Source organism: Promicromonospora noduliphila, from assembly GCF_056951025.1.
Window position 1 is genome coordinate 1,728,782 of the sequence record NZ_CM167806.1, and the last position, 26,283, is coordinate 1,755,064.

20 protein-coding genes, 1 tRNA gene and 2 pseudogenes are annotated in these 26,283 nt (G+C 69.8%); 10 read left to right on the forward strand and 13 right to left on the reverse strand.

Translation table 11 applies throughout. From position 1 onward, the window contains the following. Positions 1 to 214 precede the first annotated feature (214 nt). The 3 genes and pseudogenes from AC0QU1_RS07535 to AC0QU1_RS07545 all read left to right on the forward strand — a co-directional run. A pseudogene (locus AC0QU1_RS07535) lies at positions 215 to 949 on the forward strand (RtcB family protein); the annotation flags it as partial. Between the two features lie 121 nt (positions 950 to 1,070). Further along, complete coding sequence (locus tag AC0QU1_RS07540) at positions 1,071 to 2,030, forward strand: DUF5819 family protein (RefSeq protein WP_483575609.1); 960 nt, start codon at positions 1,071 to 1,073, stop codon at positions 2,028 to 2,030. Continuing rightward, positions 2,027 to 2,986, forward strand: a complete 960-nt coding sequence (locus AC0QU1_RS07545; RefSeq protein WP_483575611.1) for an HTTM domain-containing protein — start codon at positions 2,027 to 2,029, stop codon at positions 2,984 to 2,986. Before AC0QU1_RS07540 ends, AC0QU1_RS07545 begins: the two co-directional genes overlap by 4 nt. A gap of 20 nt (positions 2,987 to 3,006) precedes the next feature. Here the strand turns inward: AC0QU1_RS07545 and AC0QU1_RS07550 are convergent, their stop codons facing one another. The 7 genes from AC0QU1_RS07550 to AC0QU1_RS07580 all read right to left on the reverse strand — a co-directional run bounded on the left by AC0QU1_RS07550 (position 3,007) and on the right by AC0QU1_RS07580 (position 9,329). Continuing rightward, positions 3,007 to 3,504 (reverse strand): DUF3145 domain-containing protein, encoded by a 498-nt coding sequence (locus AC0QU1_RS07550; RefSeq protein ID WP_470404019.1) that lies wholly within the window; start codon positions 3,502 to 3,504, stop codon positions 3,007 to 3,009. A gap of 277 nt (positions 3,505 to 3,781) precedes the next feature. Next, positions 3,782 to 4,267: a peptide deformylase gene (gene def, locus AC0QU1_RS07555; RefSeq protein ID WP_483575614.1), complete on the reverse strand. Its 486-nt coding sequence runs from the start codon at positions 4,265 to 4,267 to the stop codon at positions 3,782 to 3,784. Between the two features lie 73 nt (positions 4,268 to 4,340). Further along, positions 4,341 to 5,585 carry a beta-ketoacyl-ACP synthase II gene (fabF, locus tag AC0QU1_RS07560; RefSeq protein ID WP_483575616.1) on the reverse strand — a complete coding sequence of 415 codons (1,245 nt, stop codon included), beginning with the start codon at positions 5,583 to 5,585 and terminating at the stop codon, positions 4,341 to 4,343. Positions 5,586 to 5,715: 130 nt separating this feature from the next. Continuing rightward, entirely contained in the window at positions 5,716 to 5,964 is a 249-nt protein-coding gene (locus tag AC0QU1_RS07565) for an acyl carrier protein (RefSeq protein ID WP_020014121.1), read from the reverse strand. Between the two features lie 127 nt (positions 5,965 to 6,091). Then, positions 6,092 to 7,093, reverse strand: a complete 1,002-nt coding sequence (locus AC0QU1_RS07570) for a beta-ketoacyl-ACP synthase III (protein ID WP_483575618.1) — start codon at positions 7,091 to 7,093, stop codon at positions 6,092 to 6,094. After that, positions 7,090 to 8,076 (reverse strand): ACP S-malonyltransferase, encoded by a 987-nt coding sequence (locus AC0QU1_RS07575; protein WP_483575619.1) that lies wholly within the window; start codon positions 8,074 to 8,076, stop codon positions 7,090 to 7,092. The genes AC0QU1_RS07570 and AC0QU1_RS07575 overlap by 4 nt, the downstream gene beginning before the upstream one ends. 119 nt (positions 8,077 to 8,195) lie before the next feature. Next, positions 8,196 to 9,329 (reverse strand): PucR family transcriptional regulator, encoded by a 1,134-nt coding sequence (locus AC0QU1_RS07580; RefSeq protein ID WP_483576647.1) that lies wholly within the window; start codon positions 9,327 to 9,329, stop codon positions 8,196 to 8,198. Positions 9,330 to 9,674: 345 nt separating this feature from the next. Here AC0QU1_RS07580 and AC0QU1_RS07585 point away from each other — a divergent pair, with 345 nt between their 5' ends. Next, the gene (locus AC0QU1_RS07585) at positions 9,675 to 10,262 is read left to right on the forward strand and encodes a hypothetical protein (RefSeq protein ID WP_483575620.1); all 588 of its coding nucleotides are present in this window, start codon (positions 9,675 to 9,677) and stop codon (positions 10,260 to 10,262) included. A 25-nt stretch (positions 10,263 to 10,287) separates the two neighbouring features. Here the strand turns inward: AC0QU1_RS07585 and aceE are convergent, their stop codons facing one another. After that, positions 10,288 to 13,038 (reverse strand): pyruvate dehydrogenase (acetyl-transferring), homodimeric type, encoded by a 2,751-nt coding sequence (aceE, locus tag AC0QU1_RS07590; protein ID WP_483575621.1) that lies wholly within the window; start codon positions 13,036 to 13,038, stop codon positions 10,288 to 10,290. Positions 13,039 to 13,473: 435 nt separating this feature from the next. Between aceE and AC0QU1_RS07595 the strand changes: the two genes are divergently transcribed. The 4 genes from AC0QU1_RS07595 (at position 13,474) to AC0QU1_RS07610 (ending at position 14,995) form a co-directional block, all read left to right on the forward strand. Beyond that, entirely contained in the window at positions 13,474 to 13,881 is a 408-nt protein-coding gene (locus tag AC0QU1_RS07595) for a DUF3052 domain-containing protein (RefSeq protein WP_483575622.1), read from the forward strand. Positions 13,882 to 13,885: 4 nt separating this feature from the next. Next, a complete protein-coding gene (locus AC0QU1_RS07600) occupies positions 13,886 to 14,359 on the forward strand; it encodes a peroxiredoxin (RefSeq protein ID WP_483616428.1) in 474 nt (157 codons plus the stop codon). 116 nt (positions 14,360 to 14,475) lie between these two features. Then, a tRNA-Val gene (locus tag AC0QU1_RS07605) sits at positions 14,476 to 14,549 on the forward strand. Between the two features lie 155 nt (positions 14,550 to 14,704). Further along, positions 14,705 to 14,995: a hypothetical protein gene (locus AC0QU1_RS07610; RefSeq protein ID WP_483576648.1), complete on the forward strand. Its 291-nt coding sequence runs from the start codon at positions 14,705 to 14,707 to the stop codon at positions 14,993 to 14,995. Positions 14,996 to 15,025: 30 nt separating this feature from the next. On the opposite strand, the gene AC0QU1_RS07615 is transcribed toward AC0QU1_RS07610, so the two are convergent. After that, positions 15,026 to 16,045: a LacI family DNA-binding transcriptional regulator gene (locus tag AC0QU1_RS07615; protein WP_483575624.1), complete on the reverse strand. Its 1,020-nt coding sequence runs from the start codon at positions 16,043 to 16,045 to the stop codon at positions 15,026 to 15,028. Between the two features lie 480 nt (positions 16,046 to 16,525). Here AC0QU1_RS07615 and AC0QU1_RS07620 point away from each other — a divergent pair. Then, positions 16,526 to 16,912: pseudogene (locus AC0QU1_RS07620) on the forward strand (ABC transporter substrate-binding protein); the annotation flags it as partial. A 76-nt stretch (positions 16,913 to 16,988) separates the two neighbouring features. On the opposite strand, the gene AC0QU1_RS07625 reads toward AC0QU1_RS07620, so the two are convergent. From AC0QU1_RS07625 to AC0QU1_RS07640, 4 genes are all read right to left on the reverse strand, one after another. Further along, positions 16,989 to 18,431, reverse strand: a complete 1,443-nt coding sequence (locus AC0QU1_RS07625; protein ID WP_483575625.1) for a sulfatase family protein — start codon at positions 18,429 to 18,431, stop codon at positions 16,989 to 16,991. Beyond that, on the reverse strand, positions 18,428 to 21,019 hold the full coding sequence (locus AC0QU1_RS07630; protein WP_483575626.1) for a beta-glucosidase family protein: 2,592 nt from the start codon (positions 21,017 to 21,019) through the stop codon (positions 18,428 to 18,430). The genes AC0QU1_RS07625 and AC0QU1_RS07630 overlap by 4 nt, the downstream gene beginning before the upstream one ends. Before the next feature lie 47 nt (positions 21,020 to 21,066). Then, positions 21,067 to 22,479, reverse strand: coding sequence for an MFS transporter (locus AC0QU1_RS07635; protein ID WP_483575628.1), 1,413 nt, complete (start codon positions 22,477 to 22,479; stop codon positions 21,067 to 21,069). Between the two features lie 97 nt (positions 22,480 to 22,576). Further along, the gene (locus AC0QU1_RS07640; protein ID WP_483575630.1) at positions 22,577 to 23,719 is read right to left on the reverse strand and encodes an ROK family transcriptional regulator; all 1,143 of its coding nucleotides are present in this window, start codon (positions 23,717 to 23,719) and stop codon (positions 22,577 to 22,579) included. A 757-nt stretch (positions 23,720 to 24,476) separates the two neighbouring features. Between AC0QU1_RS07640 and AC0QU1_RS07645 the strand changes: the two genes are divergently transcribed. Then, a complete protein-coding gene (locus AC0QU1_RS07645) occupies positions 24,477 to 26,165 on the forward strand; it encodes a glycoside hydrolase family 27 protein (RefSeq protein ID WP_483575632.1) in 1,689 nt (562 codons plus the stop codon). The last annotated feature ends 118 nt before the right edge of the window (positions 26,166 to 26,283 follow it).

Consider the following 26,283-nt stretch of genomic DNA (forward strand, 5'->3'; position numbering starts at 1 on the left):
TCGTCGTTGAATGCGGGACATTGCTGTGCTGAGCCCAGCGAGTCGTTGCCGGGTCACCTGAGGCGCCCGCTCTGACGTCGGAGCGCGGCACCGGGTGAGATCCCCACTCGCGGGTAACCGGTTTCTCGGATCCTAGTAACCGGTTTCTCAGAAGGCAACCCACAGCGGGACGACGACGGATTTCCCCTGGCGCGCACCCGGCGTCGGCGCATAGCAGCTCGGCTCGCTGGGCGGTGGCAACCACTTCGTGGAGGTCTGCCTCGACCAGGACGACCAGGTCTGGCTCCAGCTCCACTCCGGCTCACGCAACATCGGCAAGGAGCTCGCCGAGCACCACGTCCGCATCGCCAAGGACCTGGAGCACAACCAGGGCCTCGTCGACCGCGAGCTCGCCGTGTTCCTCGCTGGCACGCCCCAGATGGACTCCTACCTCAACGACCTGTGGTGGGCGCAGGAGTACGCCGCCCGGTCGCGTGCGGTCATGATGGCCCTCGCCGTCCAGGCGGTCCGGGACGAGTTCGGAGACCGGGACATCACCTTCGACGAGGGCGTGAACGTGCACCACAACTACGTGGCGCGCGAGCAGATCGACGGCGCGGAGCTGATCGTCACCCGCGAGGGCGCGATCCGGGCGGGCTCCGGCGACCTGGGCCTCATCCCCGGTTCGATGGGGACGGGCTCGTACGTCGTCCGTGGCCTCGGTAACCCGGAGTCCTACTGGTCGGCGTCGCACGGCGCGGGCCGCCGGATGTCCCGGACCCGGGCCAAGAAGGAGTTCACGGTCGACGACCTCGCCGCCCAGACGGCGGGCGTCGAGTGCCGCAAGGACCAGGGGGTGCTCGACGAGATCCCCGGCGCCTACAAGGACCTCGACGCGGTGATCGCCGCCCAGTCCGACCTGGTCGAGGTCGTGGCCCGGCTCCGGACCGTGCTCTGCGTCAAGGGCTGAACTCCAGCGGCGGCCACCGCGACCCTTCCCGGGATCGTGGTGGCCGCCGTCGGCCTCCTGGGCTCCACAGCCCAGGCGGCGGGCTGGAATCGGACCCGGTGCCTCTGGCACCCTGTGCGCGGTGAGCAGCGCACCGGGTGAAAGATACGCCCGCCCCCTGGAGCGGCCGGACGGGGCACCGGCGGTCTCCTGGCGCGTCCGCGGCCTGGTCGTCGCGGTCTGGATGTTCCTGCTGGCGCACTTCGCGGCGACGTTCCTCTGGGCGGCTCCCGGCTACGTGGCGGGCCGGCCCGGCGACGCCGAGGCCGCCTCCGCCACGCCCGACAGCGCCGTGCACCGCGTGCTTGAGCCCTACATGACCTCGGCCTTCGCCCAGAGCTGGTCGATCTTCGCGCCCTCGCCCCTGCACGTCGAGTACACCCTGCGGGTCCGGGGGATCTACGCGGCATCCGGCTCCGGGACGATGCCTGGCCCCTGGATCGACACGACGGCGGTCGAGGTGCGCGCGCTGACCGGGCGCCTGCTGCCCGCGGCGATCGAGCGCCCGTCGCGCCGGCTGGCGGGGGACACACGCGCCGCGTACCTGGCGCTGCCCGACGCGGCCCGGGCGATCGTCCTGGCGCCTCCCGCGAGCGACGGCTCGGTCGCCGGCCTGCCCGTGGGCGACGGCGACCCGCCCGCGAACGACCAGGAGGACGCCGCCTCCGCCGTCTGGCAGCGCCTGCGTGCCGCGCTGCTCGACGCCGGGGCCGCGCCGGACGCCGTCGACCTGTACCTCGCCAAGGACCGGGCCCTTGCCGCTTACGCGACGCAGGTGCTGCGCGCGTCCGGGACTGCGCCGGGAGCTGCCGGGACTGCGCCGAAGGGAGCGGCGGCAGTCGGTCGCGGTCCCCTGTACGTCCAGGTGAGCATCGAGCGCCACGCCGTCACCCCGTACGGGACGACGGAGCGGCCCCAGCCGACGGAGCTGGTCCTCGGGGCCCGCCCGCCCGTGGTGCTCCCCGGCCAGGACGGCGCCGCGTTCCGCGCCACCTGGGACGCGCTGCGCGACGATGCCCCTCCCGCCGGGAGCGCCCCATGATCCGCCTGCTCGACGCCGGCGTCCGCTGGATGACCGCCTCCGCCCACGCGACCTACGGCGTAGCGCTGATGCGGATCGCGTTCGGCGTGGGCATCGGCGGGTACGTCGCGGTGAACTTCTCCGCGCGCCAGGCCCTCTGGGGCCCCGGAGCCCGCTGGACGCTGCCGCTCGGCGGGAGCGCGCTCGCGAGCGACCTGCTGGTCACGGCGGGCTGCGTCGCGCTCATCGCCGTGGCCGTGCTGGTCGCGGTGGGCTGGCGGGCCCGCTGGACGGTGCCGCTGCTGCTGATCGGCTGGAGCAGCCTGACGCTCGTCAACCCGCTGATCGCCGACCAGGGCGACAGCATCTCCCGGATCCTGCTGGTCTACCTCTGCTTCGCGGACACCTCGGCCCGCTGGTCGCTGGACGCTCGACGCCGGTCGCTGGATGCCCGACGCCGGGGGAGCGGGGCGGGCCTCGCGCCGTCGGAACCGTCCGGGCTCAGGTGGCGGCAGCTTCGCCACCTGGCCCACAACGCGGCGGTGCTGGCCATCGCCGCCCAGATCTGCCTGGCGTACGTCCTGTCGGGGCTGTTCAAGCTGCAGGGCGCCGAGTGGCGCGACGGGTCGGCCGTCTACTACCCGCTGATGCTGCCGCAGTTCCGGCCGTGGCCCCCGCTCGCCGATCTCGTCGCGGGCAGCGAGTGGCTCGTGACGACGGCGACGTGGGGCACCCTCGCGCTGCAGCTCGCCTTCCCGCTCCTGCTGCTGCAGCGCCACCTCCGGACGGTCGGTGTCGCGGGGGCGCTCGTCATGCACGCCGGGATCGGCGTGGTGATGGGCCTTCCGTTCTTCTCGCTCTTCATGATGGCCGGCGACTGCGTGTTCCTCCGCGACTCGACCATCGACCGCTGGACCACCCGCCTGTACCCAGCGATCGTGCCCAGAACCGACGGGAGTTCTGGGCACGATCGCTGAGCAGGAGGCCGGCCGCCGGGTCAGCCCACCTGGTGCAGCCAGCGGACCGGCGCGCCCAGGCCGGCGTAGCGGAACGGCTCGAGCTCGTCGTCCCAGGCGGCGCCCAGGGCGAGGTCGAGGGCGTCCCGCATGGCGCGCGGGTCGGCGAGCTCCAGGGCGGCGCGGACCCGGTCCTCCGGGACCACGACGTTGCCGTGCACGTCCGTCATGGCGTGGAAGATGCCGAGGTCCGGGGTGTGCGACCAGCGTGCGCCGTCGGCCCCGTTGCTCGCGTCCTCCGTGACCTCGTACCGCAGGTGCGACCAGCCGCGCAGGGCGGACGCCAGCTTGGCGCCCGTGCCCTGCGGACCCTGCCACGAGTACTCGGCGCGGTAGAGACCGCGGCCCGCTGGCTGCGCGGTCCAGTCCATGGAAACGCGCACGCCAAGGACGTTCCCCGCTGCCCACTCGATGTGGGGGCACAGGGCACGAGGCGCGGAATGCACAAAAAGCACACCCCGCGTGATGACACCGGCCATGTCTTCCTCCCTGGGTCGAGGTACGTCTTCCCCTACGTCCTCACCCGGGCGGTGACGCTGTGGTCGGTGGCACAGCGGTGCTTCGGACCACATACTGCCCGATTCGCCGACGACATGCGAGGCGAAACGGTGCGCAGGCGTCGAAAGATTCACTGCGTACGACGAGTTCGTTCGGCACATTCTCGCCTAAAAGGGCGTACTACCACTAGTGCCTCAAAGGAATTTCTGGAGATTCATCCCACATACACGGTATGTACGAAACTCGTCTCCAGCGCCCTCACAGACGCGCGCGCAGCTCCCGCATCGCCGCGCGGCGCGCCTCCTTCTGGAGACGGTCGAGGTAGACCATGCCGTCGAGGTGGTCGCACTCGTGCTGGAGGCAGCGGGCCATGATCCCGGTGCCCTCGACGGTGATGGGCTCGCCGTCCAGGTTGATGCCCTCGACCCGCGCGTAGTTCGCGCGCACGGTCGGGTACCAGAGGCCGGGCACGGACAGGCAGCCCTCGCCGCCGTCCTGCAGCTCCTCGCCCAGCTCGACGATGCGTGGGTTGATCACGTAGCCGATCTCGCCCTCGATGTTCCACGAGAAGGCCCGCAGGGAGACGCCGATCTGGTTCGCGGCCAGTCCGGCGCGCCCCTCGTCGTCCACCGTCTCGACCAGGTCGGCGACGAGGCCGCGCACGCGGTCGTCGATCGTCGCCACGGTGTCGCACGGGGTGCGCAGCACGGGGTCGGGAACTATCCGGATCTCACGCATTGCCATACAGACATTCTCCCATGTCAGAACCTGGGGCCGTTGGAACGACAGGCCCGGCCGCCGGCATGGGCGTGCGCGCCTAGCTGTTCTGGATCACCAGCGCGACGTTGTGCCCGCCGAAGCCGAACGAGTTGTTGATGGCGGCGATGTCGCCGCCCGGCAGCTTCGCCGGCTCGTCGCGCACCAGCGGCACCTGCAGCTCGGGGTCCGGGTTGTCCACGTTGATGGTGGGCGGGGCGAGCCGCTCGGCGACCGCCTTGACCGCGAACAGCGACTCGATGGCGCCGGCGCCGCCCAGCAGGTGGCCGGTCATCGACTTGGTCGCCGAGAGCTGCACGTGGTCGGCGTCGGACCCGAAGAGCGTCCGGATGGAGTTCGTCTCGGTGAGGTCGCCCACCTTGGTGGAGGTGGCGTGCGCGTTGACGTGCACGACGTCGGCGGGGGTCACGCCGGCGTCCTGGATGGCGAACCGCATGGCGGCCACCTGGCCGGTGCCCTCGGGGTCGGGGGAGGTGATGTGGTACGCGTCGGACGAGAGGCCGACGCCGGTGATCTTCGCGTAGACGCGCGCGCCGCGGGCGGCCGCGTGCTCGGCGCTCTCCAGCACGAGGATCGCGGAGCCCTCGCCGAGCACGAAGCCGTCGCGGTCGACGTCGTAGGGCCGCGAGGCGCGCTGCGGGTCGTCGTTGCGCAGCGACAGCGTGCGCGACGCAGCGAACGCGCCGAGCGGCATCGGGTGGATGGCGGCCTCGGTACCGCCGGCGACGACGACGTCGGCGCGGCCCGAGCGGATCATGTCGACGGCGTAGCCGACGGCCTCTGCGCCCGAGGCGCACGCGGACACGAGGGCGTGCGTGCCGGCCCGCGCGCCGAACTCCATGGACACGTATGCCGACGGCGAGTTCGGCATGAGCATCGGCACGGTCATGGGCAGCATGCGCCGGGCGCCGCGCTCCTTGAGCGTGTCCCAGCCGTCGAGGATGGTCTGGATGCCGCCGATGCCGGAGGACACCACGGCGCCGAGCCGGTCGCCGTCGACCTCCGGGCTGCCGGCGTCGGCCCAGGCCTCGCGCGCCGCGACGATCGCGTACTGCGCGGACGGGTCCATGCGCTTGGTCTCGGGGCGGGACAGCACCTCCGCCGGGTCCACCTTGATGGTGGCGGCGAAGGTGACGGGCAGCCCGTACTTCTCCGCCCAGTCGTTCTCGAGGGTGCGCGCCCCCGATTCGCCGGCGAGGGCGGCCTCCCACGTGGATGCCACGTCCCCGCCGAGGGGTGTGGTGGCGCCGAGGCCGGTGACGACGACTTCGCGTGCGGAGGTCATGATGATGCTCCCGGGGGTGGTGGGACGAAGGGGGCAGGGTACTAACTGTGCCGCGTGTGGGCGGCGTGTGCCCGACGGCGGCGCGGGCCCGTGGATCAGGAGGGCCGCGCGGCCGCCGTCGGGGGGCGGCTCAGTCCTGGGCGCCCTTGATGAAGCTCACGGCGTCGCCCACGGTGGCGAGGTTCTTGACCTCCTCGTCCGGGATACGCACCCCGAACTTGTCCTCCGCGTGCGTGACGATGGTCATCATCGACAGGGAGTCGATGTCGAGGTCGTCCGTGAAGGACTTCTCGAGCAGGACGTCGGCCGTGTCGAGGCCGGTCTCCTCGGCGACGATCTCGGCGAGGCCCTCCAGGATCTCCTGGTCCGTGTTGGCCATGGGGCTTCCTTATCTTTCGTGACGGTCACCGGCGCCGTCGGGCACCGGAGTCTTGCTGGTCAGATCTTGACGCATCCCGCGACCGGAATGCACAACGGGCCGCCCTGCGGCCCGGTCGCGCACCGGGCTACGGCAGCACCACGACCTGTGCGGCGTAGACGAGGCCCGCGCCGAACCCGATCTGCAGGGCGAGGTCGCCGGACTTCGCCTGCCCCTCGGACAGGAGCCGCTCGGCGGCCAGCGGGATCGACGCGGCGGACGTGTTGCCGGTCTCGGCGATGTCGCGCGCGACCACTACCGACTCGGGCAGGCCGAGCTGCTTGATCATCTGGTCGATGATGCGCATGTTGGCCTGGTGCGGGATGAAGACCTGGATGTCGCCGGCGGTCACGCCGGCCTCCGCCATGGCCTTCTCCGCGACGGGAGCCATCTGGAAGCTCGCCCACTTGAACACGGTGGGGCCGTCCTGGCGCAGCGTGGGCCAGCCGAGCGAGGCGTCCTCGCGCCACTCCTGCCAGCTGTGCGTCTGGCGGATGGCGGTGGCCTTCGAGCCGTCCGAGCCCCACACCGTTGGCCCGATGCCCGGCGTGTCCGACGGGCCGACGATCGCGGCGCCCGCGCCGTCGCCCAGCAGGAAGGAGATGGAGCGGTCGGTCGGGTCGATGATCTCGCTGAGCTTCTCCGCGCCGACGACCAGCACGTGCCGGGCCAGGCCCGAGCGGACCAGGGCGTCCGCCTGGCCGATGCCGTACGCGTAGCCCGCGCAGGCGGCCGACACGTCGTAGGCGGCGGCCGGCGTCGCGCCGATGCGCTCGGCCAGGATCGCGGCGCCCGACGGCGTCATGTGCATGTGGGTGATCGTCGAGAGGATGATCGCGTCGATGTCGGCGCCGGTCAGGCCCGCGGCGTCCAGCGCCTTGTGCGTGGCGGCCTCGGCCAGGTCGAGCACGTCCTTGTCCGCGCCGGCCCGACGGCGGGTGACGATGCCGGTGCGCTGGCGGATCCACTCGTCGGAGGAGTCGATGGGGCCCGCGATGTCGTCGTTCGTGACGACGAGCTCGCCGCGCTCCGCGCCGATCGCGAGGATCCGCGAGAACTGGGTGGGCTGGGCCTGCTGCAGGGTGGTCACTGGTCTGCTCCGGTCGCGCTCGTGCCGCTGGACAGGACGGTGCTGTGGGCCGCGATCAGCGCCCGGGCCGCGTCGAGGTCGGCGGGGGACTTCACCGCTACCGTCTCGACGCCCTTGAGGCCGCGCTTGGCCAGGCCGGTCAGGACGCCGCCCGGCGCCAGCTCCAGCAGGCCGGTCACGCCGCGCTCGGCGAGCTCGGTCATGATCAGGTCCCAGCGCACCGGGGCCGTGACCTGGCCCGCGATGTTCCGCAGCACGTCAGCCGCCGTGCCGTGGCCGCTGGCGCCGCCGGTGTAGGCGGTCCCGTCCAGGTCGGCGAGGAACGGCAGCGTCGGGTCGGCGGCCGTCCAGCCCAGGGCCACCGACCCGAACTCGGCGCGCGCCGTCTCCATGAACGGGGTGTGGAACGCGCCCGCCACCTGCAGCGGGATCACGCGGGCGCGGGCCGGCGGGTTCTCGGCCAGCTTGGCGAGCCCGTCCAGCGAGCCGGCCGCCACCGTCTGGCCGGCGCCGTTGACGTTGGCGGGCCACAGGCCCGCGGCCTCGATCGCGGCCAGCACGTCGTCCGGCTCGCCGCCCACCACGGCGCTCATGCCCGACGGCGCCGCGGCTGCCGCCGTGGCCATCGCCCGGGCGCGGTGCGCGACCAGGCCGGCCGCGCCGTCGTCGGACAGGGTGCCCGCCACCGCGGCGGCCGCCAGCTCGCCGACCGAGTGGCCGGCGGTGACGTCGACGACCTCCGGCGCCTCGCGCCCGTCCAGGACGGCGCGCAGCGCGAGCAGGGAGGTGGCGACGATCAGCGGCTGGGCCACGGCGGTGTCGCGGATGGTGTCGGCGTCCGACGTCGTGCCGTGCGCCACGAGGTCCAGGTTCGCGGCCTCGGAGGCTGCCGCGAGGCGTTGTTCGGTACCGGGCAGCTCGAGCCAGTCGCTGAGCATCCCGGGGGTCTGAGAGCCCTGTCCAGGGCAGACGACGGCGAGCACGCGTCCACTCTGCCAACCTCTGCGGCCGCCAGGACGTCGCGACCCGTACGAACCTGGTCGGGGGGCCTTGTGCGGAACCTACAAGGCGCCCGCCCGGGTGAAGAGTTAGGGCGGACGGCTCAGCCGCGGCCGAGCTGGCCCAGCGCCAGCGCCACCTGCAGCACGAACGACTCGCGGGCGTCGAGCGGGTCCCAGCCGGTGATCTCCGACACCTTGCGCAGGCGGTAGCGCACCGTGTTGGGGTGAACGTACAGATGACGCGCGGCGGCCTCCAGCGAGCGCCCAGTGCCGAGGTAGGCCGAGAGGGTCTCCAGCACGGCGCCGCCGGCGTCCTGCAGCGGGGTGAACGCCTGGGCGATCAGCGTGCCGCGGGCCGTGTAGTCGCCGGTCAGGACGCGTTCCGGCAGCAGGTCGTCGGCCATGACCGGCCGAGGGGCCTGCGGCCACGCAGGGGCCGCCGTCAGGCCGGCGAGCGCCGACCGGGCCGACCGGGCGGCGTCGGACAGGCTGGGCACCTGGGTGCCGATCACCACCGGGCCGCTGCCGAAGCGGGCCAGGAGCGAGGTGGCGGCGGCCACGAGGTCGCCCTCGCCGCCCAGCACGAGCACGAGGCGGTCGCCGTGGATCCCCACGAGGGCGTCGCCGGCGGCCCGGCGCGCGACGCGGCGGATCTCGGCGGTGCGGATCTCGTCGAGCTGTTCGGTCGCGTGCCCCACCACGACCAGCGCGTTGCCGCGGCCGCTCCAGCCCAGCGCCGAGATGCGCGAGCGCAGCGAGTCGTCGCCGTCGCCGCGCACGAGGGCGTCGACCACGAGGGCTTCGAGGCGGGCGTCCCACGCGCCGCGCCACTCCGCGGCGCGGGCGTAGACCTCGGCCGCGGAGAACGCGACCTCGCGGGAGTAGCGCAGCACGGCCTCGCGCAGGTCGCGCTCGCCGCCGGGCGCGGCGATGCGGTCGGAGTGCGTCTCGACGACGTCGACCACGACGCGCACGAGCTGCAGGGTGTGCTGCAGCGAGATGGAGCGGGTCAGCTCGGTGGGCGCGGCGGCGAAGATCTCGCTGACGCCGTGCGGCGGCCGGTCGGGGTCGGTGAACCACGAGGTGAACGCGTTGATGCCGGCCTGGGCGACGAGGCCGACGTACGAGCGGTCCTCCGCGGGGAGCTCGCGGTACCAGGCGAGGTCCTCGTCGAGCCGCCGCATCGCCGCGGCGGTGAGGAGGCCGCTGGCCTCGCGGACCCGCTGGAGGTTCATGGGAAAGCCGGCGCCCTCTGCTGGATCCGAGGCCGCCGGATCCGCGGCTGCCTGGTCGGAGGCTGCCGCGTCCGGGGCCGCCGGTCCGGCCGACAGGTCGGTCTGGGGGGTGCTGGCTCGAGCGGCCCGTCGTGGTGCTGGCACCCGGGCAGCATACGAGCCGGAGTTGTGGGGAGTCCACAAACGGACTTTCGAGACAGCATCAGCCCATCGCCGCTTGGCGGAAAACTGTAGGGTCGAGGCATGGCCCTGATGCAACGGCTCCGCCGCCTCATCCGTCGGCCCCTGTCTGCGTCCACGGTCGGTGTACGCCGTCCGTCGCCGTCGGCGCCCCGACGTGGGGACGTGGGACACGAAGACGCGCTACGCGCCCAGCTCACCGACGATCCCAACAACGAGGAGGCGTTCGCCGCCCTGGCGGAGATCGTCCGCCGCCGGGCCGCCGAAGACCCGACGCTGGAGGACCCCCTGCGGGACTCCGACGAGATCCCCGAGTCCAAGCAGCACGACGCCGACCTGGCGGTCTGGGCGCTCGCCGAGGAGCTGGCCGGACACCCGCGGGGCTGGTACCCGCTGATCGAGCTGGGCCGGCTGTCGCTGGCCGACGACCCGGAGGGCGCCGTCCGCCGGTTCGTCACGGCGGCCGAGCGGGACCCGGACGGCAACGCGCTGGCCGAGGGGCTCGCGATCCTGCGCGAGGCGGGGATGCCGGTGGAGGCGCTGGGACTGGGCGTCGGGCACTGGCGGGTGCGCGAGCACGCGCCGGTTGTGGGCAAGCATCTGGTGCTGGCCGCGCTGGAGGCCGACCGGGTGCTGGAGGCCCGGCAGCACCTGCGCGCCCTGGAGATGCACCCGGACGCGAGGGCGGTCCGGGAGCTGCGGGACGAGCTGGAGAAGGCGATCGAGGCGGCCGAGCAGGCCGGGCCGAGGTAGCAAGGCCACCCCGGCCCGGCCGGGCTCAGCTCTCGCCGCCCGCGTTGCCGGACGCGCCGGCGGTGACGTCGAGCAGGCGGTACTTCTCGATCGCCTTCGAGACGACGTCGGCGGGGACCTCACCGCGGCGGGCGAGCACCTGCAGGGTCCGGACCACCATCGACGGGCCGTCGATGAGGAAGTGCCGCCGCGCGGCGGCCCGGGTGTCGGAGAAGCCGAAGCCGTCGGCGCCGAGCACCGCGTAGTCGCCGGGGACCCACGCGCGGATCTGGTCGGGCACCAGGTGGTCGTAGTCGCTGGTGGCGACGAACGGGCCCTGCGCGCCCGACAGCTTCTCGGTGACGTACGGCGTGCGCACCGGCGCGGACGGGTCCACGAAGGCGTCGTGCTCCGCGGCGAGGGCGTCGCGGCGCAGCTCGTTCCAGCTCGTCACGGACCAGACGTCGGCCGACACGCCCCAGTCCTCGCGGAGGAGCTGCTGCGCCTCGAGCGCCCACGGCACGCCGACGCCGGAGGCCAGGAGCTGGGCCTTGGGGCCGTCGGCGTCCGACACCGAGATGCGGTGGATGCCGCGCTTGATGCCCTCGACGTCGACGTCGTCCGGCTCGACCGGCTGGACCATCGGCTCGTTGTACACCGTGAGGTAGTACATGACGTCCTGGTCGCGGCCGTCGGAGCCGTCGCCGTACATGCGCTCGATGCCGTCGCGCACGATGTGCCGGATCTCGTACCCGTAGGCTGGGTCGTACTGCACGATCGCGGTGTTGGTGCCGGCGATGAGCGGGCTGTGCCCGTCGGCGTGCTGCAGGCCCTCGCCCGTCAGCGTGGTGCGGCCCGCGGTCGCGCCGATGATGAAGCCGCGCGTCATCTGGTCGCCGGCCGCCCAGAACTGGTCGCCCGTGCGCTGGAAGCCGAACATCGAGTAGAAGATGTAGACCGGGATCATCGGTTCGCCGTGCGTGGCGTACGACGTGCCCACCGCCTGAAACGCGGCGGCCGAACCGGCCTCGTTGATGCCGGTGTGCATGATCTGGCCGGACTCGGACTCCTTGTAGCTCAGCATGAGCTCGCGGTCCACGGCGAGGTAGTTCTGGCCGAGCGTGTTGAAGATCTTGGCGCTCGGGAAGATCGAGTCCAGGCCGAAGGTGCGGGCCTCGTCCGGGATGATCGGCACGATGCGGTGGCCGAAGTCCTTGGCCTTGAACAGGTCCTTGAGCAGCCGCACGAACGCCATGGTCGAGGCGACCTGCTGCGTGCCGGAGCCCTTCTTCAGCAGCTCGTACGACTTGTCGCCCGGCAGCGTGAGCGTCGTCTTCGCCGTCGTGCGGCGCTCCGGGACGAAACCGCCGAGCTGACGGCGGCGCTCCAGCATGTACTGGATCTCCGGCGCGTCGGGGCCCGGGTGGTAGTACGGCGGCAGGTACGGGTCGGCCTCGAGCTCGGCGTCCGAGATCGGGATGCGCAGCGAGTCGCGCAGCGTCTTGAGGTCGTCGCCCTTGAGCTTCTTCATCTGGTGCGTCGCGTTGCGGCCCGCGAAGCCCGCGCCCAGGCCGTAGCCCTTGACGGTGTGCGCAAGGATGATGGTCGGCTGGCCGGTGTGCGCCCGCGCCGCGGAGTAGGCCGCGTAGAGCTTGCGGTAGTCGTGGCCGCCGCGCTTCATGTTCCAGATGTCGTCGTCGGTCATGTTCTCCACGAGCGCCTTGGTACGCGGGTCGCGCCCGAAGAAGTGCTCGCGGATGAACGCGCCCGACTCGGCGCGGTAGGTCTGGTAGTCACCGTCGGGGGTGACGTTCATCAGGTTGACCAGCGCGCGGTCCTTGTCGGCGTTGAGCAGGGCGTCCCACTCGCGGCCCCAGACGACCTTGATGACGTTCCAGCCGGCGCCCTTGAACTGGGCCTCCAGCTCCTGGATGATCTTGCCGTTCCCGCGCACGGGCCCGTCGAGGCGCTGCAGGTTGCAGTTGACGACGAAGGTCAGGTTGTCGAGCTGCTGCTGGGCCGCGAGCTGGATCATGCCGCGCGACTCGGGCTCGTCCATCTCGCCGTCGCCGAGGAACGCCCAGACGTCCTGCTGGCTGGTGTCCTTGATCCCGCGGTTGTGCAGGTACTTGTTGGTCCAGGCCTGGTAGATCGCCGACGCCGGCCCGAGGCCCATGCTGACGGTCGGGAACTCCCAGAAGTCCTGCATGAGGCGCGGGTGCGGGTAGGACGGCAGGCCGCCGCCCGGGTGCGACATCTCCTGGCGGAAGCCGTCGAGCTGCTCAGCCGTCAGCCGGCCCTCGAGGTACCCACGGGCGTAGACGCCGGGGGAGGCGTGGCCCTGGAAGTAGATCTGGTCGCCGCCGCCCGGGTGGTCCTTGCCGCGGAAGAAGTGGTTGAGCCCCACCTCGTAGAGCGTCGCCACCGACGCGTAGGAGGAGATGTGGCCGCCGACGCCGAGGCCCTCGCGCTGCGCGCGGGTCACCATCACTGCCGCGTTCCAGCGGATCCACGAGCGGTAGCGGCGTTCCATGGCCTCGTCGCCCGGGAAGTACGGCTCCTCGTGCACACCGATGGTGTTCACGTAGGGGGTCGCCATGGTCGCCGGGATGCTCACGTTCCGTTCCCGTGCCCGCCGCAACAGGTTGAGCATGACGTACCGGGCGCGGGGTCCGCCCTTCTCGTCGATCAGCCCGTCGAACGACTCGACCCACTCCTCGGTCTCGCCCGGGTCGATGTCGGGTACGGCGCTGAGCAGACCGTTGATCAGCGGTCCGGTCTCGTCAAACGAAGCCACCAGCAACCTCTCTCGGTGTCGCGCGGCGCGGTCGCGGTTCGCGCTCCCCGCCGCCTCGTCAGGACCCGTCGCGTCGGCAGCGTCACCACAGCTGGGGTTGCGGCTGTGCACGCCCACGCACAGGTGGTCATAGCCATTCTGTCCCCTCCGAGCGTGCGCTCACACCATAGGGCGGTCAAGAGCCCGTGATCTGCGTTACGTCTGTGTCGGTTCGCACCAAAATTGATACCGGGTACCTTCCTGGTGAGACTGAGTGCGCGGCACGTTGTGTTGCCCGTGGCTCGGCGAATTCCCAAAAGGACACCACGCGTGGTGGTTGCGAGGCATGGCCGGGGTGCGTGCACTACCTTTGGCGACGGAGGGCCCGAAGCGGGGCCGACAGTACAGTTGCGCAACACGGCCGCAGGCCAGACAGAGAGAGGGACGATCAACCAAGTGAGCACGGACACCCAGGGCGCCGGGCGCCTCGGTTTCGAGGCCGGCCAGGTGGTGCAGGAGTTCGGCTGGGGCGACGACGTCGACGAGGAGCTCCGGGCCGACATCGAGGAGATCATCGGTGGCGAGCTGGAGGACGAGGACTACGGCGACGTCACCGACGGCGTCGTCCTCTGGTGGCGTGAGGACGACGGCGACCTCACCGACGCGCTGGTCGACGTGCTGACCGTCCTGGACGACGGCGGCATCATCTGGATCTTCACGCCCAAGCCCGGCCGCGACGGCGAGGTGGGCCACAGCGACATCCAGGAGGCTGCGACCACCGCCGGGCTGCAGCCCACGAGCACGTTCGCGATCGCGGAGGACTGGTCGGCGACGCGGCTGGCCTACCGGGGGCGTGGGCGCTGAGGTCATGGTGTCGCCTCTTGAGGTGTTGCTGAAGCCGGGGGATCCGGCGCCCGACTTCACGCTGCCCGATACCCACGGGACGCCGACCACGCTGTCCGACCTGCGTGGGGCGCCGGTGCTGGTGGTGTTCGTGCCGTTCGCCTTCTCGGGCATCTGCACGAACGAGCTGTGCGAGCTGCGGGACAACATCGAGGACTTCGAGACCGCCGGCGTGCGGTTGCTGGTGATCTCGACCGACGCCGTGTTCACGCTCAAGGCCTGGCAGGCCGCCGAGGGGTATCAGTTCGACCTGCTGTCGGACTTCTGGCCGCACGGTGAGGTGGCGCAGAGCTACGGGGTGTTCGACGCGTCGTCGGGGATCGCGGTGCGGGGGTCGTTCCTGATCGATGCCGACGGGATCGTGCGGTGGTGCGTGGTGAACCCTCGGGGGAAGGCTCGGGATCTGGAGGAGTATCGGCGGGCCGTTGCCGAGATCTGAGGCTGTCGGTGGGTGTGGCGCGGGATCTGTGGATCTGCTCGGATCGGGGATCCGATGCTCGCCAGGCGGAAAACAGGCCTGGTCTGGGGTGTGGGCCAGGTATCGTGGTCCGCTGCGGGCTCGTAGCTCAGTTGGTTAGAGCGCCACGTTTACACCGTGGATGTCGGGGGTTCGAATCCCTCCGGGCCCACTGACTGCAGATATGCGGTCTGACCTGCGTCGACGCTCTCCTTTCATCTGGACAGGAACGGGCACTCCGGACTCCCGTGGGCATCGGAATGCCCACCTCATGCCCACGGACGCCGGCGCTCATCCCTCACCTCACAGGGCGAGGGGGTGGTTTCCATGGCCGGTAGGTCGAACCACCGCGCATTCGGCAACGTCGAGACGCGTCGCAACGTCCGGACCAAGAAAGTCTCGGGCTACCGGGCGCGCTATGTCGGCCCGGATGGCCAGACGCATCCCCGGTCCTTCAGCGACAAGCAAGTCGCCGAAGCTTGGCTCACTGAAGAGAAAAGGCTCATCGACCGTGACGAGTGCAGCCCGCCGAAGCTGCGTGACGCGGCGGTTGGGCGCCTGACGCTCAGCGTGTGGGCGGCCTCGCGGCGCCCGGGAATCGTGGACCGGCCTCGGTAACCGTGCTGCGGAGCGTGGCGCACCGCAGAATCAGGAGACCGGCGGGGCTGTGGAGGCGCGCTGTATGAGTTCGGTGATGAGAGGTTCGGTGCGGTCCGCTGCGGAGGGCTGCTGCCGGATGAGCCGAAGGAATGCCAGTTCACCCAGCCGGTGCAGAGGGCTGCGGATCGTGGTGAGAGCGGGGGTGGTGAAGTCAGCGCCGAAGCTATCGTCGAATCCGACGATGCTCAGGCGTCCTGGCACATCCACCCCACGCTCGTGGCTCTCCTGCAGGAGCCCGATGGCCATGAGGTCGTTGTAGGTGAGGACGGCGGTGACTCCGCTGGCCAGCACGCGGTCGAACAGTTCACGGCCACCCGAGCGGTCGGGAGCAGCGGGCCCGATATCAACGACGGTCATGCCTCGCGCCACGCACTCATCGAAAACCCCCTCCCACCGAAGCCGGTTCATGAACGAGGAGGGGGGACCGGAGAGGTACGCGATCGAGCGGTGACCCTGGGCATGCAGGTGCAGCAGAGCCGCCGTAATGCCTGGGCGCGGGTCTGGGACGATACTGGCCACCCCGTCGACAGCACGGTTCACCACCACCAGCGGCTTGCGGTCGGCAAGGGCCCTGATGTTCTCGTCGCTCATTCGAGTCGACACAAGCACAATCCCATCGGTGGCGGGGATGAGTCGCTGCGCGGTGTCGAACTCGCGGTCGCCGGACTCCTGCGACTCGGCAATGATGGTCAAATAGCCCTCCTCGGACGCCGCGCTCTCCGCGCCGCGCACCAGCGTTGCGAAAACCGGGTTGGTGATATCGGCGAGGATGAGCCCGACGGTGCGAGTCTGCCCAGTCAGCAACGCGCGCGCCATCGGGTTGAGCTGGTAACCGAGCGACTGGGCGGCCGCGCGCACCTTCGCCTCTGTCGCAGCATTCAACCGGCCGGGCTTGTTCAGGGCCCGCGACACCGTTGACGCGCTCACGCCAGCGAGCCGCGCGACATCGTAGATCGTCGCCGGCGAGGTCTTCCCGTCCGTGGCAACCGTTTGCCGAGCATCGGTCATCGCGCACCCCCCACGTCATCCTACGCGATGGCTGACCGCTGTCCTGACTGCAATCCGAGGCGAGGCACGAAGTTGGCAATGGGTTGCCATCCCGACGCGCCCGTCGTACGGTGAAGTCCAGGCGCTTCCGAGGAGTTGCACCTGCGCCTGTGATCACTCGACGAAGAGATTGAGGAACGGACAATGACGTTCAAGAAGTCCTCCCTGCGAATGACTGCGGTCCTCGCTGCGGGAGCGCTCCTCTTGGCCGGTTGCTCTGGCGGGGAGACCTCACAGCCAGGCGGGGAGAGCCGCACCGGCGAAACGCTCACCCTGGGGGTGATCGGCGATCAGACGTCATGGGATCCCGCCCAGGCGCACGTCGGGCACTCGCTGCAGCTCTACCAGCCCGTCTATGACGCACTGCTGCTGCGCGAGCCGGACGGCAAGCTCAGCCCGATGCTCGCCACCGAGTGGAGTTACGACGACACGCAGACCGACATGACCGTGGATCTGCGTACCGATGTCACTTTCAGTGATGGCGCCGCCTTCAACGCTGAGGCAGTGAAGGCGAACATGGAGCACTTCCAGGGGGCGAACGGCCGGCAGGCGGCTCAGCTGGCTGCGCTCGAAGAGGTCGAAGTCGTTGATGATGACACGGTTGTTCTGCACCTGTCTCAGCCGGACCCGGCGTTCGAGTATTACCTCAGTCAGGCGGCTGGGCTCATGGCTAGCCCCGATGCGCTGGGTGAGGAATCGCTGACGACGACTCCGGTGGGCTCCGGCCCGTACACGCTGAGCGAATCCGAGACGGTCGCCGGCTCGCAGATGGTGTTCGAGAAGCGAGACGACTACTGGAACGCCGATCTGCAGAAGTACGACAGGATCGTATACAAGATCCTCGCCGACGTTACGGCTCGGCTGAACGCGATCGTGTCCGGGCAGGTGTTGCCGGCGTTGTTGATCACGGCTGGAAAGCAGCGAGACGTTCCGGGACGGCTTGAGAGGGGTGAGGGGTGTCGCCGAGGCGCTGCTGCTCGCTCCACAGGGCGACTTTCAGATCCTCTCGGATGCTCCGGTACTGCTCTTGCTCGTACACATTGACGAGCTCGCGCGGATCGGCTTCCAGGTCGTAGAGCTCCCACTCGCCCGGGTAGACAAAGGCGCCCGTGCCTGGAAGTCCCATGCCGTCGTTGTAGTAGTAGATGAGCTTGTAGCGGTCGGTTCGGTACCCGTAGTGAGCCGGCGCGTGGTGGAAGGTGTCGTCGTGCTCCCAGTAGCGGTAGTAGATGCCGTCGACGTCCGGTTGGCGCGAGTTGCCGGTCAGATCGCCGAGGAAGCTGCGTCCCTGCATGCGGGGGTGCGGTGCGACCCCTGCCGCTTCGAGGATCGTCTGAGCGAAATCGGCGTTGGTGATGAGCCCGTCGTGCGTCTTCTCACCGCCGAAGGCGGCCGGGTAGGACATCAGCAGAGGCATCCGCAGAGATTCCTCGAACATGAGGCGCTTGTCGAACCATCCGTGCTCGCCGAGGAAGAAGCCCTGGTCGGAGGCATACATCAGGAGGGTGTCGTCGAAGTCACCGCGCTCGCGCAGCCAGTCGATGACCCGCCCGACGTTCTCGTCGACGCTGTGCACGCACGCGAGGTAGTCCTCCAGGAGCCGCTGATATTTCCACCGCGCCATCTCGTCGTAGCTGAGTCCCTTCGGAACCGGCATCTTGAGGTCGTCGACGTTCAGGTTGTCGGCCAGCCGCATGAGAGCCCGGCGTACGGAGCTGGAGCGCGTCGCGTAATCGTCGTCGAATGTCTCGGGCAGGGGAAGCGTGTGGCGGTACAGGTCGGCGTGCTCGGGCTTCGGCTGCCACGGGCGGTGAGGCGCCTTGTGGTAGATGAGGACGCACCACGGATCGTCGCCTTCCAGCGAGTCCACCCAGTCGAGGGAGAGATCGGTGATGATGTCGGTCGCGTAGCCCTCGACGTGACGTTCCCCCTGTGCCGAGAGGAAGAGGGGGTTCCAGTACTCTCCCTGACCTTCGGACCCGATCAGGACGTCCCAGTAGTCGAAGTTCTGAGGGTTGTGTCCCTCGCCCTCTCCCATGTGCCACTTGCCGACCATGGCCGTGCGGTACCCCGCGGCCTTGAGCTGCGAGACAAACGTCGGCTGGCTGGCGTCGATCGGGGTGACGAGGGTGGTGACGCCGTTCACGTGGCTGTGCGTGCCGGTGAGGATGGTGGCGCGGCTGGGTGAGCAGAGGGCGTTCGTGACGAAGCACTTCTCGAACAGGGCGCCCGCCTGTGCGATCTCGTCGATGCGCGGCGTGACGTTCAGGATGGATCCGTAGGCTCCGATGGTCTGCCAACCGTGGTCGTCGGTCAGGATCATCACGATATTGGGGCGCTTGGTCATAGGACCTTCACCTCCACAGTCGCCGTAAGGGCGAGGTCACTCGCATCGAGACCCACGACGAGCTCGTAGCCGCCTTCGTCGATGGACCATGCGCCGTTCTTGTATGACGCGAGGTCTGCCCAGGCGACGCTCAGATCCACGGTCTGTGTGGCTCCAGCCGCGACCGAGACCGACCGGAACGAGGTCAGCCGGCGTACGTCGTCACCTGGAGCCCGCACGTACAGCTGGGGGACGCACACGCCGTCGCGCTCGCCGGTGTTGGTCACCGCGACCGTCACGGGGATGCGCTCCTCGCGATGCGCCGTCTTGGCAGCGGATGCGGGGATACTGACCTCTGCTGGTGCCTCGATATCCTTGAGGCGCCAGGCGGTGTAGGACAGGCCGAACCCGAAGGGGAAGGCCGGCCGAGGCGCCGACGGTCGGCCGTGGTAGCGGTAGCCGGTGTGCTCCTCGTCGACGAGCACGACACGATCCACTCCGGGGAACCTGGTCGGGTCGAAGGTCGGCAGGTCCTCGTCCCGCTCAGGGAACGTCACCGGAAGCCGCCCGCCCGCGTCGCGGTCACCGGCGAGAACGGCGACGATGCCCGCGTTGCCGCGGCTTCCGCCGTACCAGCCCTGCACGACGGCGGCGACGTCGTGCCGCCAGGGTGTCAGGACGGCGCTGGCCGTCTGCAGCACCACGACGGTGCGCGGGTTCGCCGCGGCGACGGCGGTGATGAGAGCCTCCTGCTGGCCTGGCAGGCGCAGCGTCAGCCGGTCGGAGCCCTCGCTCGCGAGGTCCCGTACGACGACGATCGCGATGTCCGCCGCACGCGCAGCCGCCTGCGCGTCCCGGATACCCGGCGACGGCGAGGCGACCGGAACGCGCAGGCCGACCTTCATCGGAGCGGACGACGAGTCGACGAATGCTCGTTGCGACTCGTCGGGGGCGATGTACTCCGCCCGCAGCGTGTGCAAGCCTTCCGGGAGCTGTATCCGGGACTGGCTCGCAGCGGTGCGACGCGCGGAGCCGTCGTGCTCCAGCACGAGGTTGTCGTCGACGTGCAGCGTGAACGCGCCTCCGGTGACGACGTCGAGTTCGTGCTCGCCCGCGTCGGTCTGCCACATCCCCGACCACACCGCCCGGGCCGTTCCTTGCGGCACATGGTCCTCTTGCCCGATCTGGCCCATCGCCCAGTCCGCTACCTCGACGCTCAACGAGGCCCCGAGCCGGCGCCCGATGAGCGCTCCCTCCTCGTCGTAGAAGGCTGCTTCCAGGCCTGTTCCCTCTGTCGTTGAGAGCGCGCTCGTCGGAAGCCGATCGAAACCGGGCAGCTGATCGTTGAAACCGATGCGGTCGATCGCCTGGACAACCTCGACGGTCGCGTCGGGGAATCGCTGCGCGAACGCGGCGGCGAAGGTATCGCGATCGTCGAGCACACGGGTCGGACCGCCAGCGATGCTCTGGTCGGTCGCGGCCGAGCCGATGATCGCGATCTTCGTGCCGGCGACCGGTGCGAGGGGGAGGACGTCCCCGACGTTGCGCATGAGCACCACACCGGCGGCGGCGGCGTCACGAGCGGCGTTGGTCTCCCCGGCGGTGGGGCCCTCCCACGTTGCAGGGGTGGCGGGGCGGTCGAAGAGTCCGCTGCGCATCATGGTGGAGAGGATGCGGTTGACGGTCCGGTCGACGTCCGCCTCATCGATCCTGCCGGCTTCCACCGCCGCGATCAGCTCGCTGCCGAAGTGGAGTTCGTCCCGGAACTCCTGGTCGAGCCCGAGCGTCAGCGATTCGAGCGAGTGGCCGGCCATCGCGTCGTTTCGCACGATCCCGTCGAAGCCCCACTCCTCGCGGAGTTGGTGGAACCACGTTGCGACGTCGTTGACGTGGTGGCCGTTGATCTTCGCGTAGGACGTCATCACCATGTGGATGTCCATGTTCTGCAGCACCGTGCGGAACGGGGCCAGGTAATGGCCGACCACCCGCTCCTCGTCCACGATGCAATCGGTCACGAGGCGATCGGTCTCCACGGTGTTAAGCCCGAAGTGCTTCAGGTCGGCCACCACATCCTCGTCCTGGATGCCGCGCGCGTACGCCTCGCCCATGATCGACGACAGGAAGCCGTCCTCGCCGAAGGTCTCGTGCGAGCGTCCGTGTCGCGGATCGCGGACGACGTCGAGCGTCGGCGCGTGCCACACGCCGTAGCCGAGCCGGCGCACCTGCGCTCCCACGATCCGGGCGGCGCGCCGGGCGGTGTTCGGATCGAAACTCGCGGCGAGTGCATGCTCGGACGGGATCTGGCTGACGTTCGCGGGGCCCACCAGGGGCGCCGCCGGGCTGTCGCCCTGCATGACGTCGGGGATGCCGAGACGATCATTGCCCTTCACCCAGGCTTGCCAGACGTGGCTCGGGTGCGAGATGCGGAACCCGCGACCGTAGAGCAGCTCGGTCTTCTCCTGGAGCGTGAGCTTCGCCAGAAGGCTCTCGACGCGTTCACTGATGGGCCGCTCGGTGTCGGCCCACACGGCGCCTTCAGGTGCCGCCGGCGGTTCGATCGGGCGGATCGCACTGGTCGGCAGCGCGGCGAACAGCGGGGAATCATCCATGGTGGATCCTTCGTTCGGGCGGGAGGAGATCGAGCGGTGGGGAGCGGTCAGTCGGCGCTGTCTGCCGCGCGGCGGGCATTGAGCTCGGCGACGTTGCGCTCGACGCGGGTCCGCGTCAGCGGGAAGGCGAAGAACAGGAATGCCGCAAATGTCAGCAGGAGCAGACCCGGGACCAGGGTGGAGACGAGGTAGATCCCGTTCACGGTCTCGGCGCTCTGGGAGGCTTGGCCGGCCTGGAATCCGATCGCAGCGAGCACGAGTCCCGCCAGCCCGCCCACCGCCGCCTGCCCGAGCTTGCGAACCCAGGTGGTCACGGAGTACACGGTGCCGTCGTCGCGGCTGCCGGCGCGCACTTCCACGTCGTCGATGACGTCGGTGATGAATGCCCAGACCAGCAGGTTGTAGGCCGCGATGCCGATGCCGCCGAGTGCGGAGATGGCGAGGAAGACGAAGGGGTTCTCGACGTGCAGGAAGAACGCGAGGAGGTACGTGATTCCGCCGACAGCGGCCAGGAAGACGGTGACCTCCTTCTTGCCGAACCGTCGGCCCAGTCGCGCGACGGCGGGGGCGAGCAGCAGCATCGGGAGGATGGTCGTGAGGCTCGCCAGGGCGGAGAGCTGTCCGTTGTTGAAGTAGTTCAACCAGAGGTATGGGCCCATCGACTGCTGCATGAACAGCGCGAGGACCATGACGAGGTTGCCAACGACGAGCGCGAGCAGTGCGCGGTTGGTGGCCAGGGAGCGGACGACTTGTCCGAAGCTGCGACGTTCGGCGTGGGCGGGGGCAATCACGCGCTCGGTGGTCAGCCGGTAGCAGGTGGCCAGGCATGCCAGAGCACCCAGGCTGAAGATGATCGCCGTGAAGAAGAGGTTCATGGGCAGCAGCTGCGACTGGCCCTCGATCGTGGCGTAGATGAACAGCGGCGGAACGACGCCGACGAAGATTGCAGCGAAGGCCGCGCCGACGCTGCGCCACACCGACAGAGATGTCCGCTCGACGGGGTCCGCGGACAGCACCGACGCCATGGACCCGTAGGAGATGTTCACCATCGTGTAGAAGACGGACCCGAAGAGGATGTAGGTGGCTGTCGCGTACGCCAGCTTCAGCCCATACTCCCAGTCACCGATCGCCGGGACGTAGAGCAGGGCGCTGATGAGGACCAGCGGGACGGCCGCCCGGATGATCCACACGCGGAAGCGACCGGCCTTGGAAGCACGGTGGGAGTCGAGGAAGCGCCCCCAGATGAGATCCGTAAACGCATCCAGCACCCGCGCCCCGAGGAACAGCAGCCCCACGTGAACGGGGTTGAGTGCCGCGACATTCGTGTAGAAGAGCATCAGGTAGGAGGAGGCGAAGATGAAGACGAAATCGCTGCCGAAGTCTCCGAAGAGATAGCCGATCTTGTCTCGGATCCCGAACGGGCGGGTCGCTGTCTGCGGGATAGCTGCTGCTGTGGACATGGTTCCTCGACTTCATTGTCTGCGCGCATCATCGAGCGCCGGTTCGCGCTGTGGGACGCAGCCTGACGCCTGGAACCGATTCTGTCAAGTTCTCGGATTAAATCCCGGCGCCCGGGGGTGGCGGAGGCGACGTCGCCGCATCGGTGTCCAGGCCAAGTGCGATGGCGCCTCGTGCGGAGCCCAGGGCGCCCAGCATCGCGACCCGCACGTCGAGCTGTGCGGCGATCCGGGAGGGCACAAGCTGTCGCAGGTCGCTGAGGACCGAATCCGCCACACCGTCGACGTGGGCCACGGCACCTCCGAGAACGACCGTGCGCAGATCGAGGGCGGTGAGAACACCGGCGAGGGTGCGAGCCAGAAGCGTCATGCGCGGTCGCATCGCCGCGAACCGCCTCGCGTCAGCGAGGGCGTCGACGTCGTCGGCGCCGACTGTCCGGAGCAGCTCGGGGAGGGCGACGTAGCGCTCCAGGCATCCTCTGCTCCCACACCAGCACGGCGGACCGTCGAGGTCCTGCGAGACGTGGCCGATCTCGCCGGCGTTCCCTGTCGGGCCGGCGAGGAGTCGGCGGTCCATGATCAGGGCGCCGCCGACGCCGCTGTCGAGGTGCGCGTACAGAAAGTCCGAAACGCCCTGAGCGGCTCCCCACCTGCTTTCGGCCAGTGCCACGAGCCGCGCGTTGTTCTCGAAGATCGGGCCCACGCCGTACTCGCTGTGGAACGCACTGTCGATGTGCGTGCGTAACGACGCCTGATCATCGCCGACCGCGAGGGACAGCGGCAGACCGATGACCGCAGCGGCCAACCGGGCGTCGGTGAGCCTGCGTTCGTGGAGCGCATCCCTGACGACCATCGTTGCGAAACGCGCGATCTCTGCGCTCGTCATCGGTCCCGGCATCACCACGTCGCGTTCATGAACGACGTGGTGGGAGAGGTTGGAGATCACGAGACCGAGGTGACGGCGCCCGATCTCCAGCCCGATCAGATGCGCAGTCGCCTTCTGGAGGACAAGAACGGAGCTCGGGCGGCCTTTCCCGCCGCTGCTGACTCGCTCATCAGCGACGGCGCCTTCGGAGCGGAGTCGGACGATAATGTCGTGCAGCGTGGTTCGAGACAGGCCCGTCTCCTCCTGCAGCTGCCGGCGGGTGAGAGGGCCGCGCGAGCGCAGAGCTTCCAGAACGTCGCGCTCGTGCGCGATGCGGAACCGGCTCAGTGGTCCTGGTCTCGTTTCGATGGCGTCCATGGCTCCCATTCTGCTCGCCGGCCTGACCCTCGCCGACGTCGAGCTCCGGCCCGGTGGCACGGTGCTGACCGTGCGCCGATCCAAGGGCGACCAGGACGGCGAAGGACGTGACGGCCGGGGAGCACTCCGCCACCGATCCGATTGCCGTTCTCCTCGCGTGGATCGCCAGGCGGAACCGTCCGGGAAGCGTGTTCACGCGTATGCGCTGCGGGCGCGTACTCCACGCAGCCGGTGGCCTGACGCGCGATCGGCGCGCCGCCCGCCATGCGGTGGCAGAGCAGCAGGGCCGTGCCAGCAAGCACGAGCGCCAGCGCCGTCCAGACCGGCCACATACCCGAGAACCCGGTAACGGAGGCGGAGCACTGCTACGCCTCCGTTACCTCTCCGGCTTTGACTGCTTTCCCCCGCGGCACAACGTCTACGGGAGCAAGTTCGCACAGGAGTTCATCGCTTAGTTCCTCGTCGGGGACCATTGCCCTCCGGGTAAGCGCCTGTCAGTATCGCCCTTGATGTTAGCGCTCACGCAGGCTTCCGGATCGGACCTGACGCGGCCTCGCGCCCGGCATTGACTTCCCGGATCCCGTGTCTCGCGCTCTGCGCAAGTGCCGCCCGTCGACGCAAGTGCTCGTCCATCGATGAGAGGAAGTCAAGGATGTCTTCCCGAAGCGCGGTGAGGTCACCGCCCAGCGGTTCGACCTGACCACCCCGTAGAGAGCACCACTCACCGCCCACCTCACCGCCGCACAAAGGAGTGCTCGTGAAAGACCTGTCTCGTCGTCGCCGGCTCTCGTTGCTCGCCGCGACCGCACTGACCACGTCCCTGCTCGCCGTCGGACCGGCGTCAGTTGCGGCCGTTCCGGCCGCTGACGCCGCTCCGGCGGCCGCCGCTCCCGGCCCGACCGTCGAGGAGCCGGCGCCGTTGCCTCCCCTGGGCTGGAACAGCTGGAACACCTTCTACTGCAACATCAACGAGCAGATGGTGCGCGAGACGGCGGACGCCATGGTGAGCTCCGGCATGGCCGCCGCCGGGTACCAGTACGTCGTCGTCGACGACTGCTGGATGGAGAACACCCGCGACGCGAACGGGAACCTGCGCGCCAGGACGGACCGCTTCCCGTCGGGCATGAAGGCCCTGGGCGACTACATCCACGCCCGTGGGCTGAAGTTCGGGATCTACCACGCGCCGCGCGAGAAGACCTGCAACCAGTACTTCTCGAACCTCCCGGGGACGTCGTCCAACGGATTCGAGACCCAGGACGCGAACCTGTTCGCCTCGTGGGGCGTCGACTACGTCAAGCACGACTGGTGCGACCCGCGCGGCACCGTGCAGGAGCAGGCGGCGCTGTTCAAGAAGTTTGGCGACGCGCTGAAGGCCACCGGCCGCCCGATCGTCTACTCGATCAACCCGAACAGCGCGCATTCGAACACCGCCCCGACCTACCCTGGCTGGGGCGACTTCGCGGACATGTGGCGCACCTCCGAGGACCTGGACGACGCCTGGTCGACGGGCTGCTCGCCGTCGGCCGACTGCTTCGTCGGGATCACGGAGGCCCTCGACATCATCGAGCCGATGCGCGAGTGGACCAGGCCGGGCGCGTACAACGACCCCGACATGCTCATGGTCGGCGTGCGGAACACGCTGACGCTCACGGAGAACCGCGCGCACCAGAGCATGTGGGCGATGCTCAGCGCCCCGCTCATCGCGGGCAACGACCTGCGGAACATGAGCGCCGACGTGCGGGCTGTCCTCACCAACCGGGACGTCCTCGCGATCGACCAGGACCCGCTGGTGCGGCAGGCGGACCGGGTGCGCGACGACGGCGACGCCGAGGTCTGGGCCAAGCCCCTCGCCGACGGCTCCGTGGCGGTCGCCCTGCTCAACCGCGGCTCCGGCAGCCGGCAGATCTCGACCACGCTCGGCCAGGTCGGGCTGGGCTCCGGCACGCACTCGTACCGCGAGCTGTGGACGGGCGCCACGGGCACGACGACGGGGCAGATCACCGCGAGCGTCGCCCAGCACGGCGTCGCGCTGTTCAAGGTGACCCCCGGTGGCACGTCCCAGCCTCCGACGAGCACGACGCTCGTCAGCTCGTCGTCGGGCCGCTGCCTCGACGTGCCGAACAGCGCCACGGCGAACGGCACCGGCCTGGTGATCTGGGACTGCCACTCGGCCCCGAACCAGACGTGGACCGCCACGGACGGCACGCTGCGGTCGCTGGGCAAGTGCCTCGACGCGCCGTCCGGCGCCACGGCGGGCGCCCGGGCCCAGCTCTGGGACTGCCACGGCGGCGGCAACCAGCAGTGGACGTTCCAGGGCGACGGCACGATCCGCAATGTGCAGTCCGGCCTGTGCCTGGACGTCGACCGCAACCTCACCGCCAACAACACCGCGGTGCTGCTCTGGACGTGCACCGGCGCGGCGAACCAGCTCTGGACGCGTCGGTAGCCCGGTCGTCCGGCCTGCCGGGTGCGAAGCACTGCACCCGGCAGGCCGGTGCGCCGTGGTTACCGCGGGGGGTGCCGTCCACCATGTCCGTCGATCAGCGCCACGACGGACCGTACGC